The organism is Paramagnetospirillum sp. (genome assembly GCF_058402745.1).
Genome location: NZ_JBZVFI010000013.1, coordinates 55,431 through 68,766, shown reverse-complemented (window position 1 = coordinate 68,766; position 13,336 = coordinate 55,431). Strand labels below are relative to the sequence as shown.

The following is a 13,336-nucleotide window of genomic DNA, read 5'->3' as shown; positions in this document are numbered from 1 at the left end:
CGTGGCGCTGCATCGCGAGCGCCGCGCCGGTGAACTGGTCCGCCAGCTGATCGGCGAGCTGGCCGGCCACGGGACGCCACCGGCGGCCGTGGGTGGCGGGGCCGGCCGACATGGGGGGTTCTGAGGACAGGATCGGCGCCGAAGCTGGATGCCCCCCATAACCTGCCGCTGCACGCCTGGTGCTTCGGCGAGAACCAGGGGCGCTACGTGCTGGAAGTCTCCGACAACGACCTGGCCAGCGTGCTGGAAGAGGCGGCGGAGCACGACACCACCGCCCGCGTCATCGGCAAGACCGGCGGTTCGGTGATCAGCGTCGGCGGTCGCGCCGTGCCGGTCTTCGAACTGGCCGAAGCCAACGAAGCCTGGCTGCCCGCCTATATGGGCGAGGAAATGTCGGGGCATTGAGGTACCCTGCGGAACGCGGTTGATTCGTTCCGATCGGCATGGCCGGGAGGCATCGCCTCCCGGTCAGGGATGGGGCGCACGCCCCGAAGAATTAAACGGGCTCCGTATCAGGGGCTAGACGGAAAACTGTGCGGCGTATACGCCGTGGTCACTGATGGTGCCTGGGGCGAATAGCGTGAGAAGGCTTCCCCGGCCATGGCCTGGGTGGGAGTGAGATTGGAGATGATCCAATCCAATCCTTCCGCCTTGTGGTACAGATTGCAGCTGTTGACGGTTGCCGCTCCCCCGAATGGCGTGTACTGCGTGGAATCCAGGTTGAAGTCACCGGCCAGGATGAACCTGTCCGTGGGGATCTTCATGTTCGCGGTTACAAATCCCTCCACCAATTTGGCGTATTTCTGCCGTTCCGCCACATCCGGAACGTCAATTTGATTGGGGCCATGGTAGTTGAAAATATGAACCTGGGTATGACCGTAAGCGACGCAGCCACTCGTCAGCTTTCGTTGCCAACCGCTCCCATTATATATGTCGTAGTCGAGAAGGCTTACATAATTTATAAGCTTTGATGCCGTAATCTGTCCCTCGGACTTCCAGAATATAATGTCATCCGTAAATCGAATTGTCTCCTGAATATTGTTGTATCCATTTGATTTTAATATTTTTAATACATTTTTCTGTATTTCTACCTTGCTTTTGCTCCATGCTTTTTTGCAGCGCAACCTCCTGCGCGCAAATGATGTCGATATCCGTCACGCCGAACGGCTTCAAGGGCTGAGTCGCGATACGAGAGAAGAATGAGGTCAGGTTGCTGTTATAATTGGGGCGGTAGGTGTCGTGGCCATATGCTTGATTCCAGGTAGCGATGCTGATGGTGCCCATGATGATCACCTCTGAAGGCGAGTGGTTGGAATTAACCAGGATTCGAAGTTGGACGCTTTGGTGTCGAACCGCCTGAAAAACCAGGTTCGATTCCTGATCAATGTATTGGGACATGCCCATGCACCTGGTCGACGCCTGCAGGGCGTCAACCAGATGTCATCGAACCCTAATGGGCTGCTGCGAGGAGGCGGACCGTATGGCGTCCGGCCAGCTGGCTCGGCGTATCTTTCGTTGTGCTGGAGCAGATAAGGCTGGTGGAAAATGTTATGTTGCCGAGTTCGCCCCCGTTTGGTGATTCGGCAATAACTTCGATGGCGTATTCCATTCCTTCCTTCATTTTTGCGGAAAAAATAATTCTGAATTCCTTATCTTTTTTTGTGTCTGACTTTTTGAACATGATTGTTCGCGTAAGGGTGCTTTCGCCTGTCGCGTAAAAGATATCATTTTCATCAACTTTGTTTTTTTCTTCCGCAAGTTGGCAGATGGTGAATTTCGTGCCCTCTGCTGCCCCGCGTCCGTGAATGACGAAGGTGCCGTCGTGTTCCGTTGTCTTGGTGGAGTGGTCGCTATGCGGGGTGTGCGTGAAGTAATAAATAATGGAATGCTTGGTGATTGCGCCTTGCTCATGCTTCACGTTCCGTGTGCCGATATTCGGGTGTTTGGTAATCCAGCTTGTGTATTCGGCCGTGGATGCGAATTCATGAGGAAGCGTCGGGTTTGCCTTCGTGCTTGCCAGCATGACGAAGCAGCAATGCTCTGCGACGCCCTTGGTATCGATTCTGAATGGGCCTGCGACGCCAATGGAATTGGCTGGAATTGAAATCTGATGAATATGTTCCTCGGCGTTGATTTCGTCTTCGGTCGGGTCGTAAAGTGATTCGCTGTCAATATTTGGTAGTGTTCCTCTGTTATTCAGAAGGGCGTTTCGCTCAAGTTGTACGGTTGCTGCCATGAAGAATATGCATACATTGGCGGTGAGCGTGGACTTGGACGTGTTCTTAACGCGGACAAGAGCGTAGTAGTATCGCTCTCCGCGCTTTAAAATATTGACGTTGTGGTCACGATTCCAGTCATCCTTGCTGCCGAAGCTAGTTCTTGTCTTTTCGATATTGCTCAGGCTGTCGAGAATCAGGACGTCTGGCGATTCGCACAGGAACTGCGTACGAGTGGTTGAACCCTCGTCGCTGAGGTCGTCGCGGATGAGCAGATAATCGTCATCGTTCATGGCTCTGCACCCTATGATTGTTAGTATGAATTTATAAACGCTTAAAAAATTAATATATGCGATATTGCATCCTATAAAGAATTAAAAAATTATAAAATTAGTCAAAAAGTGGTTATGTGCCGAGGCGTGCGGATTGCTGGTGTCGGATTGGGTTTCGGTCCATGTGCCGGCCATTGCGCGCGTGAGGAAGGCCCTTCATCCCCTGGGGCCATAGCGCTGTTGCGGGCGCGAAGTGCGCCCCGTATTGTGGGGGGTGGAAGGGGATCATTAGGAAAGATACGCCATGCCCATGGAAGCCAGTGAGATCGAAGCCCTGATTCGCCAGGGGATTCCCGACGCCAAGGTGATCATCGAGGATCTGCGCGGCGACGGCGATCACTACTCGGCCCTGGTGATTTCCGAGGCGTTTCGCGGCAAGAGCCGCGTTGCCCAGCACCAGATGGTCTTCGCCGCCATGCAGGGCAAGATGGGCGGCCAGCTGCACGCCATGGCGCTGCAGACCGCCACGCCCGATAACGCCCCCGATTTCGCCAAGGACTAGGCTGGCGCGCTTGCGCCCCGGCGCCGTGCTGCCTACATCTCAACCACGATCCGTCACGATCATTTCCAAGGAATTTCGACCGATGAACAATCCCGTTTTCGACCGCATCCGCCAGGACCTTGCCGAGAATGATGTGGTCCTCTACATGAAGGGCACGCCCATGTTCCCGCAGTGCGGCTTCTCCGCCGCCGTGGTGCAGGTGCTGACCAATCTGGGCGTCAAGTTCAAGGGCATCGATATCCTGGTCGATCCTTCCTTGCGCGAAGGCATCAAGCAGTTCACCAACTGGCCGACCCTGCCGCAGCTCTACGTCAAGGGTGAGTTCGTCGGCGGCTGCGACATCGTGCGCGAGATGGCCGAATCGGGCGAGCTGAAGCAGCTGATGGCCGACAAGGGCGTCGCCACCGCCTAATTCTGTCCGCCCGATAGAACCGACTGGTCATGTCATCCTGAGGCAAAGCCCACGGCTGTCCGGATTACTTCGGCCAGCACCGGTCTCTTGCCTTGCCCAGGGTTGGTTTGAGATGGCTCCACCGGAATGGGGATACGGAAAAAGCCTCTTCAACCACCAAGACACCAAGGACACCAGGAGGACAGAGCGGATCGCCCCGCCCAACCTCACCGTCATGGCCGGGCATCGTCCCGGCCATCCACGCGGATCCGCTGGAATGCCTCATGAAACAATAGTCCCTGCGGATGGGCGTGGATGCCCGGAACAAGTCCGGGCACGACGCACCTGGAATGTCCTCTTGGTGTCCTTGGTGTCTTGGTGGTGAAAAAACCGTCCGCCAGCACCCAGGCAATTGAACCAGACAGCAGTGGGCAAGGCCGAAGGATCTTTCACGCGATCGCGGCAGCCACTTCAGGCTGAAAGATCCTTCCTTCCTGTGGTCGTCAGGATGACGAATCCATTCAAAACGCGGCCCGGAAGGCGACTTCCGGGCCGCTTTGCCTTAGGAAACGTCCCTGGCATAGGCCTCGAGCGCCGACAGGCCGCTCTCCAGGTCTTCCACCTCCAGGCATTTCTGCATGACGGAATCCGCTCCCTGGGCGATCCAGCCCTGATGCTTGCCGGGGTCCTGTGACCCGGTCATGATGATGACCGGAACGTCCCTCAGCAGCGTGTCCAGCTTCATGTAGATCAGCAGCTCAGAGGCGTCCTCGGACCCCACCTGGCCGTCCAGCAGGACCACGTCGGTGTCGGCGCCGCCGGTCCGTTCGATTCCTTGGTTGAAATGATCCACCGCCCCGTCGATGGAATCGACCCAGGTCACGGCGCAATCGAACACCTGCGCCCCCAGCGCGAATTGCTGCAACCGGGCGTCGGCCACATTGTCTTCGACGATCAGCACCTTGAGGTGTCGCACGATTGCCTTCGCCGGGAGCCCGCTGGGGAATCAATTATAGCGGAAACCACTTGTACGGGAAAGTTTGCCGCCTTACGCACAAAGAACAACGGCCCGGAGTTTCCTCCGGGCCGTGTCGTGTCGCCGGTGGGCGAACCTTAGCGCGAATAGTGCAGCGAATGCGAGTATTGCGCTGTTTCTACTACACTATTTGCGCCAAACAAAGCGGTATGCACTAAATCAGTTATACGCCTTAAGTATCGTCGTCCGCTATCACTCATTTACCGTCAGCCTTTCCGCAGCATGACCAAGCGATCCTTTTTTGCAATGGCCAGGGCCTTGTCCAGCTCGCCCACCTGCACAGCTTCCATCAGCGTTTCAATAACGCTCGCAAGCTGCTCCATCGTGCCAGCCACCACCGCAGTGTTCTCGCCGCTCAACTTCAATGGCCGATTACCATAGCGCAATTCCAGCAGCCAGTTACCGTCAGTGTCCTGCCAAAACCACTGGCGCAGCCGCTTGCTGCGCTCGTATCCAACACGCTCGCCGTTCTCGTCCGTCTTGTATCGCGTCTGCTTCACCGTAAACGCCGTGCCGTCCAGCATGGCCTTAACCAAGCCAAACTGTTCCGCCAAGTTTCCCAGCACCCGTTGCCGCGCATACTGTTCCGCGCTCAAATTTTCCGTCTTGCGCGTTGCAGTGGTCAGTTTCAATTTCGCAAATGCAGTCATGTCCTATACTCCAAGCTGTTCGCTTGCAATACAGTAATGTCTGTGTTGTGCTATCGGTGACCAATATATCTTTAAGTTGCTGTAATCGTTGTCCTATGCAGCGCATTTTAATATAATGTAGTTGTGCCCAATCTGATCAGTTTTTCGGCGGTCGGTTTGTATTATTTCAACCGCCAAGCTCCGCTCGTCGTCACACAGCGCAGTTTCAACTGCGCTGTGTGCATGTAGCTCCCCAAGTTGCTTTGCTGCTGTAATGGGCGTTTCCGACGTGATGCGCGGATCAAAGCGGAGGAGGGAAGTGCAATGCGTTTTTCTGATCGCGCCCCAACTTACGTCACGTAAGTTCGCCCCTATGCCGTTCAGCACCAGCGAAGTGTCGTGTTACACGACAACATCGGCGAACATACAGCATGTATGTTCGCCCCAATGCCGTTCACTGAAGTGTCGGTTTACACGACAACATGCTGGACGTGGACGCAAATCAGCACCGTCCCACCATCACGCTGTCCCAAATTCGCCCACTCAGTTTCTCCAATATCGCCGCGTCCTTGCCGCGCTGTTCCGCCTTCGCCCTGACCAATGCCTTCGTCAAATTTCCAGCCAATGTCAGCATCGTCCGCAGCCCCGCTTGCCGTTGCCGCGCTTTCATGCTGCCATAATAGCTCCGATCACGTCCAAGCCACTTTCTGCTAAAGTCGTATTGACCTTCGGTTAAGTTGTTGGTTTTTAAGATTATATATGCGTTTTGTAATGCGTTCATAATTCCTCCAAATATATTTTTGAATTACCGATATTATTTATGCCAAAGATCATAAATACCGCTGCGCATGTAGCGCGGTTCAAAGAAGGAGTATTGAAAATGGGAACGCAATTATTATGTAAATGTGGGATTTAACGGAGAGTTTGTGCATATAACGCAGCTTGCCCTTTATGCCATTCAAGCCACGCTGCGCTGTTCCGCAGTTCGCCGCGTCCAATAGCGTGTCGCCATGTCCGTCCTCCAGCACGTCACCAAAGAAGATCTAAAATACCGATTTGTGGACAAAGTGGGCGATCACGCTGTCAGCAAAATCCGCCAGCGTGCCTATGTGATCAATGCGTTATGCAGCGATTTGACCGACAAAGACGCAACTGCGCTCGCGTACCGCATCATGCACTGTTCCACCCATCACCCATGCAATCAGCCGTTTTGCCCCATGTGTCGCCATAACCAGCAGCGTAAAGCCAAGGCCAAAATGCTCGCTGCTTTTAGCAATGTGCCAACAAGCCAGTTGCGTTTTCTCACTGTCCTGCACAGTGTCCATTACAATGCCGCCGCAATAGATAGCGATCTTATCAAGCGTGCAAAGCGTTCCGTGCGCAATTTGTTGGACTATATAAAAATCAAAGACGATGTTGATGTGCAAATGATTGGAAGTTTTGAAATTGAAGCTTTCGCTGCAAACGCTGTTTTAAGCGATCGCAAAATAGCTTCATTAAGTGCGATTGGTTTTCAACAAACCAATCAATCGCCGTTTTTTCTTCTGCATTTTCATGCCGTTGTAAATCTCGGGACGCTGTCCGATGCTAAACTGCAATCCATGCTAAAGTCGCCAATTCGCTATCCGCATAGCCATCAAGTTCTTTTGCAACAATTGCATTCCGATAAGTCACAGATTGATAATTTAGAGGCGCTTGCAAGCTACATGTTAAAGTATCGCTTGCAGCATAGTCAGCGTCTAAAATTTGAAGACGATCAAAATGAACAGTACAAGCGAACGTGCTATCAAAGTCTGTATGCCATTCCAATTGCTAAATCAGTCGTTATGTCCGTCAATGCATGTAACAACTTCAACGGTATGTCATTCAAGTTTATGTAATTCGTTTTCGTATTGAAAAGTATTCGTAGAGTTTTATTGTTTTGGAATTGTTGTCTGTGATAAAATATTTTAATTGGATTTAGTGGTTTGTTGGGATTTTATGGAATATGGGAAATTGATATTAAGTAAGTGCTGTATAATACATATACAAACTATAGACCGCCCTAAAAAAGTCCAAGTTCCAAAACATCCAATGTTTCCGCGCTGTCCAGCGTGTTATTTGTTTTTTGAATATTTTTCTGTCAGTAAAATTCATTGCACCGTTATTTTTGTTCAAGGGCTGTCTCAGTTTCATTTGCCGCAGCTTTATATTTTTCCGCTTCTGCCCTCATTTTTATTATATCAGCCTTTATCTGCCCCAATTCAAGTTTCGCCCGTTCCAGCTCCACCTGTTCCCGTTCCAGCGTCGCATCGCTGTAAATCATTGCCATCAATTGCCGTCTCTCGTCGCTTATCGTCTCGCCCCTGCGTTCCTTTTTCCGCACCAGCCAAGCGTCAGCGTCAATTATCTCCCGTGCCTTCATGCCACTATTTATGCAGCGTGATCACCGATCTTTCCAAAATTCTGACCTGGTTGTCGCCGCAATCTGCCCGATCTGTCCCGCCAACATACAGCATGTATGTTCGCCAATTGCCCGCGCCAATCGCTGTCGCATTTCTCATTGGTATGTCTACCTACTGAGCTGCTACGTCCTTCGCATATTCCTCAAAAATGCGCAGTCCTTCTTCAAGCTCTCTGCAATCAAAGCGCCATGCAATCACATGCGCCGCGCCATTATTAAGATACAGCCCCTTGTCATTGTAATCCGTATACCCGCACAGCACTACAGCCGCAGATTGTTCAGTTATGTTCGTTGTGCTCAAATAGCATAAAGCCGCAATTGCATTCATCTCGCTATCAAGTCGTCCAATCAAAATAATATCAGGTAGCAAATTTTTGTTGCTTCTGTTTAATTCGTTCAATTTTGCAAGCGCAACATCTACATTGCACTCCGATGTTATATCGCAGTCGTAGCTCTGCTTGTTAAGCGCTGCCGTAATCAGCGCTATGTTCGCCTTGCTTTCATCAATGATGAAAAACTTCAGTCGCCGCGCCATAGTTCCAACCATAGTCATATAAGTTTTCACCATTACGTATGCCCTAAAAAACCATCGGCATAAAGCGCCAGTCCATGGATTATGCCTTTGTGCAATTAGCCTATCCATTAGTGTTAACTACGCGCCTCTGCCTCCATGCCAGCATAATCACTATCGTTCGCCGTCAAATCAGCTTGTCCGCCGCCAGCGTCGTGCTTACATGCCCATAATGCTGTTCAATCATCAGCACGCTCGTTCCCATGTTCCGCGCCAGCAAGTAAACGTCCGTGCCCCCGTACAGCAGTCTAAACGTCGCGTAGGTGTGTCTCAGGCTATAAAGCGTTCTCGCGTTGCCGTGCCTGTCCGTGTCCAAGCCAGCCGCCGCCATCAAATTCTTAAAGCCCACCTCAAACGTGTGTATGTCCTCGCCGCTGCTGTTCGTAAATAGCCCGTTTCCCTTTGCCCGCGCCTCGTCCAAGTCCTTCCAACCATAATGCGCCAGCAGCTTCTTCAACGTGTTCCGCGCCGCTCGTGTCCCAATCACCGCCCGCTTGCCCGTCTTGCCATCCACCCAAAGCCGCAGCGTTTCCGTTTGCTTGCCGTTGCCCGTGTGTATCAGTTCAACGTCCCGCCAAGTCAGTCCACGCGCCTCACCAACCCGCATGCCCGTTCCAACCAGCAGCCGCACGTAAAGTTCCAAAAGTTGCCTGTCCCGTTTCACACGTGGATGCTCCGCAGATCGCGTGCGCTGCCGTGCCGTCCATATCAGCAGCCTGTATTCCTTCACGTCAAAAAGCGCCGCGCCTATTCGTCTTTGCCCGCTTCGCCTTCATAAACGCCAGTTGCTTCAAAGACCCTTGTTCCAGCCCGTGCTTCAAAATCTGCCGCAACATGCTCTGTTCCATCACCAGCGTTTTCGCCGAAGGCGTTGTCGCCGCCGTCGCTACCTTCCTGTCCGCACCGTAGCCCTTCGTCCAATAGTCCAGCCGCCAGTCGTCGTAATCGTTAAAGTCCGCCGTCGTTATGCTGTCGATCGGTTTTTTGCCGAAAATGGCAGTAAATAACGCTTTAGCGTGCCCTCAACCAGCACCAACCGTCCCTTACTCAAGCGTCCTTCCAGCGTCTCCCGCGTGCCTTGCGCACGTAATCGTCCGCAAGTTGTTTGAATGTTTGATCTTTTAAGGGGTGATTGTTGCGTTGCTTGTAGCGCAGTTCCTCGTACAGCTCCTCCGCCGTCCGCTTCGCCTCCGCCAAGTCCGTCGTTTTCACGCCGCGCCGCACCAGCGCGCGTTCCGTGCCAAGCCTAAAACGCGCCTGCCAAACGCCCCGTTTGTCGCTCGCCAGCGTGTACAGCACACCGACCGCCACGCAGTTCAATTTCACGCTGTCCAACTTCCATAGCCGCACCTTAAAAGTGCCTGTTAGCTACGTGTTAGTCTAGCGTCTTACTATCTAAAGAATTACCTATAAGTCTTTCGCATTATCAGTTGCCAGTTGCCTACGCTCTTCAAAGTCAGTCTTTAGCCGTCTAAGCTCCGCTTCAAAATCGTCAAGCGTCGTTTCCTTGTGCAAGTATATATCAGCTTTCTTTTTGTGGCATAAATACAAGTCTTGTGGGCATCTGTCCTGCACTGCAAGCTTGTCAACTCGCCACGTCTGTGTCCGCACTCTCACCCGTGTTGCGTATTCTCTCAAGTGTTTCACAACCTGAAATAACCGGCATATTTACGTCAAGTATTACACTATGATACGCGCATTCTGTCAACGCAGCTTGCTTCAGCTTATCACTGCCCGTATAGCCGTCCGTCACGTGCTCAACGCTACCGCCAATCCTGCCAGCCTGTAGCGTCAGCTTCGTCAGCGTCGCTTCCGCACGTTGTCGTCAATCTCAGTTCCTTCTCACCGCCCCAGTTGAAACTGCGCTGTGTGACGACGAGCGGAGCTTGTCGGTTGAAATAATACAAACCGACCGCCGAAAATCTGATCAGGTTTAGTACAACTACATTATATGAAAATACGCCGCACAGGACAACGATTACAGTTACTTATAGATAAATCGGTCACTGATAGCACAACACAGACATTACTGTATTGCAAGCGAACAGCTTGGAGTACATAACATGACTGCATTTGCAAAATTGAAACTGACCAATGCAACGCGCAAGACGGAAAATTTGAGCGCGGAACAGTATGCGCGGCAACGGGTGCTTGGAAACTTGGCGGAACAGCTTGGCTTGGTTAAGGCCATGCTGGACGGCACGGCGTTTACGGTGAAGCAGACGCGATACAAGACGGACGAGAACGGCGAGCGTGTTGGATACGAGCGCAGCAAGCGGCTGCGCCAGTGGTTTTGGCAGGACGCTGACGGTAACTGGCTGCTGGAACTGCGCTATGGTAATCGGCCATTGAAACTGAGCGGCGAGAACACTGCGGTGGTGGCTGGCACGAAGGAGCAGCTTGCGAGCGTTATTGAAACGCTGATGGAAGCTGTGACGGTGGGCGAGCTGGACAAGGTGCTGGCAGCTGCGAAGAAGGAACGCTTGGCCATGCTGCGGAAAGGCTGACGGCGCAAAGGTGGTAGATTGCGGCGATACTTTTGGGGTATAACAGGTATGAGGCTGATAGCTTTTTATGGCGTAAAAAGTGCAGCAAAAACAATAAGACACTCGCATTAGCTGCACAATTCGCGCTAACACGCATTACCAAATTCTGCGGTAACGCAGGGTTTGGAACGTGACGAAGAAGCTGTCTGGCACATGGTGCGGGACAGCTTTTTTGTTGGGTGGGTGAGATGACGCAACACGTGCAGAATGCGAGGATACTGATTATTGACGACAACGTTGCGGAAGCGACGCTGACGAAGCTGACGCTACAGGCTGGCAGGATTGGCTGTAGCGTTGAGCACGTGACGGACGGCTATACGGGCATTGATAAGCTGAAGCAAGCTGCGTTGACAGAATGCGCGTATCATATTGTAATACTTGACGTAAATATGCCGGTTATTTCAGGTTGTGAAACACTTGAGATAATACGCAACACGGGTGAAATTGCGGACACATACGTGGCGATTTTGACAAGCTTGCAGTGCAAGACAGATTGCCCACAAGACTTGTATTTATGCCACAAAAAGAAAGCTGATATATACTTGCACAAGGAAACGACGCTTGACGATTTTGAAGCGGAGCTTATACGGCTAAAGACTGACTTTGAAGAGCGTAGGCAACTGGCAACTGATAATGCGAAAGACTTATAGGTAATTCTTTAGATAGTAAGACGCTATACTAACACGTAGCTAACAGGCACTTTTAAGGTGCGGCTATGGAAGTTGGACAGCGTGAAATTGAACTGCGTGGCGGTCGGATTGTGCTGTACACGCTGGCGAGCGACAAACGGGGCATTTGGCAGGCGCGTTTTAGGCTTGGCACGGAACGCACGCTGGTGCGGCGCAGCATGAAAACGACGGACTTGGCGGAGGCGAAGCGGACGGCGGAGGAGCTGTACGAGGAACTGCGCTACAAGCAACGCAACAATCACCCCTTAAAAGATCAAACATTCAAACAACTTGCGGACGATTACGTGCGCAAGGCACAGCGGGAGACGCTGGAAGGACGCTTGAGTAAGGGACGGTTGGTGCTGGTTGAGGGCACGCTAAAGCGTTATTTACTGCCATTTTTCGGCAAAAAACCGATCAACAGCATAACGACGGCGGACTTTAACGATTACGACGACTGGCGGCTGGACTATTGGACGAAGGGCTACGGTGCGGACAGGAAGGTAGCAACAGCGGCGACAACGCCTTCGGCGAAAACGCTGGTGATGGAACAGAGCATGTTGCGGCAGATTTTGAAGCACGGGCTGGAACAAGGGTCTTTGAAGCAACTGGCGTTTATGAAGGCGAAGCGGGCAAAGACGAATAGGCGCGGCGCTTTTGACGTGAAGGAATACAGGCTGCTGATATGGACGGCACGGCAGCGCACGCGATCTGCGGAGCATCCACGTGTGAAACGGGACAGGCAACTTTTGGAACTTTACGTGCGGCTGCTGGTTGGAACGGGCATGCGGGTTGGTGAGGCGCGTGGACTGACTTGGCGGGACGTTGAACTGATACACACGGGCAACGGCAAGCAAACGGAAACGCTGCGGCTTTGGGTGGATGGCAAGACGGGCAAGCGGGCGGTGATTGGGACACGAGCGGCGCGGAACACGTTGAAGAAGCTGCTGGCGCATTATGGTTGGAAGGACTTGGACGAGGCGCGGGCAAAGGGAAACGGGCTATTTACGAACAGCAGCGGCGAGGACATACACACGTTTGAGGTGGGCTTTAAGAATTTGATGGCGGCGGCTGGCTTGGACACGGACAGGCACGGCAACGCGAGAACGCTTTATAGCCTGAGACACACCTACGCGACGTTTAGACTGCTGTACGGGGGCACGGACGTTTACTTGCTGGCGCGGAACATGGGAACGAGCGTGCTGATGATTGAACAGCATTATGGGCATGTAAGCACGACGCTGGCGGCGGACAAGCTGATTTGACGGCGAACGATAGTGATTATGCTGGCATGGAGGCAGAGGCGCGTAGTTAACACTAATGGATAGGCTAATTGCACAAAGGCATAATCCATGGACTGGCGCTTTATGCCGATGGTTTTTTAGGGCATACGTAATGGTGAAAACTTATATGACTATGGTTGGAACTATGGCGCGGCGACTGAAGTTTTTCATCATTGATGAAAGCAAGGCGAACATAGCGCTGATTACGGCAGCGCTTAACAAGCAGAGCTACGACTGCGATATAACATCGGAGTGCAATGTAGATGTTGCGCTTGCAAAATTGAACGAATTAAACAGAAGCAACAAAAATTTGCTACCTGATATTATTTTGATTGGACGACTTGATAGCGAGATGAATGCAATTGCGGCTTTATGCTATTTGAGCACAACGAACATAACTGAACAATCTGCGGCTGTAGTGCTGTGCGGGTATACGGATTACAATGACAAGGGGCTGTATCTTAATAATGGCGCGGCGCATGTGATTGCATGGCGCTTTGATTGCAGAGAGCTTGAAGAAGGACTGCGCATTTTTGAGGAATATGCGAAGGACGTAGCAGCTCAGTAGGTAGACATACCAATGAGAAATGCGACAGCGATTGGCGCGGGCAATTGGCGAACATACATGCTGTATGTTGGCGGGACAGATCGGGGCGGATTGCGGCGACAACCAGGTCAGAATTTTGGAAAGATCGGTGATCACGCTGCATAAATAGTGG

The 13,336-nt window shown here is 52.3% G+C and carries 18 protein-coding genes; 8 read left to right on the top strand and 10 right to left on the bottom strand.

Features of this window, described 5'->3' with window-relative positions:
* The first annotated feature begins 207 nt into the window (after positions 1–207).
* Positions 208–405, top strand: a complete 198-nt coding sequence (locus ACV4UZ_RS11310; protein WP_491600925.1) for a hypothetical protein — start codon at positions 208–210, stop codon at positions 403–405.
* A 107-nt stretch (positions 406–512) separates the two neighbouring features.
* Here the strand turns inward: ACV4UZ_RS11310 and ACV4UZ_RS11305 are convergent, their stop codons facing one another.
* The 3 genes from ACV4UZ_RS11305 to ACV4UZ_RS11295 all read right to left on the bottom strand — a co-directional run bounded on the left by ACV4UZ_RS11305 (position 513) and on the right by ACV4UZ_RS11295 (position 2,509).
* Positions 513–764, bottom strand: a complete 252-nt coding sequence (locus tag ACV4UZ_RS11305) for a hypothetical protein (protein ID WP_491600924.1) — start codon at positions 762–764, stop codon at positions 513–515.
* 244 nt (positions 765–1,008) lie between these two features.
* On the bottom strand, positions 1,009–1,284 hold the full coding sequence (locus ACV4UZ_RS11300; protein ID WP_491600908.1) for a hypothetical protein: 276 nt from the start codon (positions 1,282–1,284) through the stop codon (positions 1,009–1,011).
* 166 nt (positions 1,285–1,450) lie between these two features.
* Positions 1,451–2,509, bottom strand: coding sequence for a hypothetical protein (locus tag ACV4UZ_RS11295; RefSeq protein WP_491600909.1), 1,059 nt, complete (start codon positions 2,507–2,509; stop codon positions 1,451–1,453).
* 283 nt (positions 2,510–2,792) lie between these two features.
* On the opposite strand from ACV4UZ_RS11295, the gene ACV4UZ_RS11290 reads away from it, so the two are divergent.
* Positions 2,793–3,050: a BolA family protein gene (locus ACV4UZ_RS11290; RefSeq protein ID WP_491600910.1), complete on the top strand. Its 258-nt coding sequence runs from the start codon at positions 2,793–2,795 to the stop codon at positions 3,048–3,050.
* Positions 3,051–3,132: 82 nt separating this feature from the next.
* A complete protein-coding gene (gene grxD, locus ACV4UZ_RS11285) occupies positions 3,133–3,462 on the top strand; it encodes a Grx4 family monothiol glutaredoxin (RefSeq protein ID WP_491600911.1) in 330 nt (109 codons plus the stop codon).
* 541 nt (positions 3,463–4,003) lie between these two features.
* On the opposite strand, the gene ACV4UZ_RS11280 is transcribed toward grxD, so the two are convergent.
* From ACV4UZ_RS11280 to ACV4UZ_RS11270, 3 genes are all read right to left on the bottom strand, one after another.
* Positions 4,004–4,417 (bottom strand): response regulator, encoded by a 414-nt coding sequence (locus ACV4UZ_RS11280; RefSeq protein ID WP_491600912.1) that lies wholly within the window; start codon positions 4,415–4,417, stop codon positions 4,004–4,006.
* A gap of 266 nt (positions 4,418–4,683) precedes the next feature.
* Positions 4,684–5,127, bottom strand: a complete 444-nt coding sequence (locus tag ACV4UZ_RS11275; protein ID WP_491600923.1) for a hypothetical protein — start codon at positions 5,125–5,127, stop codon at positions 4,684–4,686.
* Positions 5,128–5,608: 481 nt separating this feature from the next.
* Positions 5,609–5,887, bottom strand: a complete 279-nt coding sequence (locus ACV4UZ_RS11270; protein ID WP_491600914.1) for a DUF6626 family protein — start codon at positions 5,885–5,887, stop codon at positions 5,609–5,611.
* A 229-nt stretch (positions 5,888–6,116) separates the two neighbouring features.
* Between ACV4UZ_RS11270 and ACV4UZ_RS11265 the strand changes: the two genes are divergently transcribed.
* On the top strand, positions 6,117–6,986 hold the full coding sequence (locus ACV4UZ_RS11265) for a hypothetical protein (protein ID WP_491600915.1): 870 nt from the start codon (positions 6,117–6,119) through the stop codon (positions 6,984–6,986).
* A gap of 263 nt (positions 6,987–7,249) precedes the next feature.
* Here the strand turns inward: ACV4UZ_RS11265 and ACV4UZ_RS11260 are convergent, their stop codons facing one another.
* From ACV4UZ_RS11260 to ACV4UZ_RS11245, 4 genes are all read right to left on the bottom strand, one after another.
* Positions 7,250–7,510 (bottom strand): hypothetical protein, encoded by a 261-nt coding sequence (locus ACV4UZ_RS11260; RefSeq protein ID WP_491600916.1) that lies wholly within the window; start codon positions 7,508–7,510, stop codon positions 7,250–7,252.
* 151 nt (positions 7,511–7,661) lie between these two features.
* Entirely contained in the window at positions 7,662–8,117 is a 456-nt protein-coding gene (locus ACV4UZ_RS11255) for a response regulator (protein WP_491600917.1), read from the bottom strand.
* Between the two features lie 130 nt (positions 8,118–8,247).
* Positions 8,248–8,751: a tyrosine-type recombinase/integrase gene (locus ACV4UZ_RS11250; protein ID WP_491600922.1), complete on the bottom strand. Its 504-nt coding sequence runs from the start codon at positions 8,749–8,751 to the stop codon at positions 8,248–8,250.
* Positions 8,752–9,167: 416 nt separating this feature from the next.
* Positions 9,168–9,446 carry a hypothetical protein gene (locus ACV4UZ_RS11245; RefSeq protein WP_491600921.1) on the bottom strand — a complete coding sequence of 93 codons (279 nt, stop codon included), beginning with the start codon at positions 9,444–9,446 and terminating at the stop codon, positions 9,168–9,170.
* Positions 9,447–10,183: 737 nt separating this feature from the next.
* Between ACV4UZ_RS11245 and ACV4UZ_RS11240 the strand changes: the two genes are divergently transcribed.
* From ACV4UZ_RS11240 to ACV4UZ_RS11225, 4 genes are all read left to right on the top strand, one after another.
* Positions 10,184–10,627 (top strand): hypothetical protein, encoded by a 444-nt coding sequence (locus ACV4UZ_RS11240; RefSeq protein WP_491600920.1) that lies wholly within the window; start codon positions 10,184–10,186, stop codon positions 10,625–10,627.
* 227 nt (positions 10,628–10,854) lie between these two features.
* The gene (locus tag ACV4UZ_RS11235) at positions 10,855–11,316 is read left to right on the top strand and encodes a response regulator (protein WP_491600919.1); all 462 of its coding nucleotides are present in this window, start codon (positions 10,855–10,857) and stop codon (positions 11,314–11,316) included.
* Positions 11,317–11,381: 65 nt separating this feature from the next.
* Positions 11,382–12,599, top strand: a complete 1,218-nt coding sequence (locus ACV4UZ_RS11230) for a tyrosine-type recombinase/integrase (RefSeq protein ID WP_491600918.1) — start codon at positions 11,382–11,384, stop codon at positions 12,597–12,599.
* A 130-nt stretch (positions 12,600–12,729) separates the two neighbouring features.
* Positions 12,730–13,185 carry a response regulator gene (locus tag ACV4UZ_RS11225; protein WP_491600917.1) on the top strand — a complete coding sequence of 152 codons (456 nt, stop codon included), beginning with the start codon at positions 12,730–12,732 and terminating at the stop codon, positions 13,183–13,185.
* The last annotated feature ends 151 nt before the right edge of the window (positions 13,186–13,336 follow it).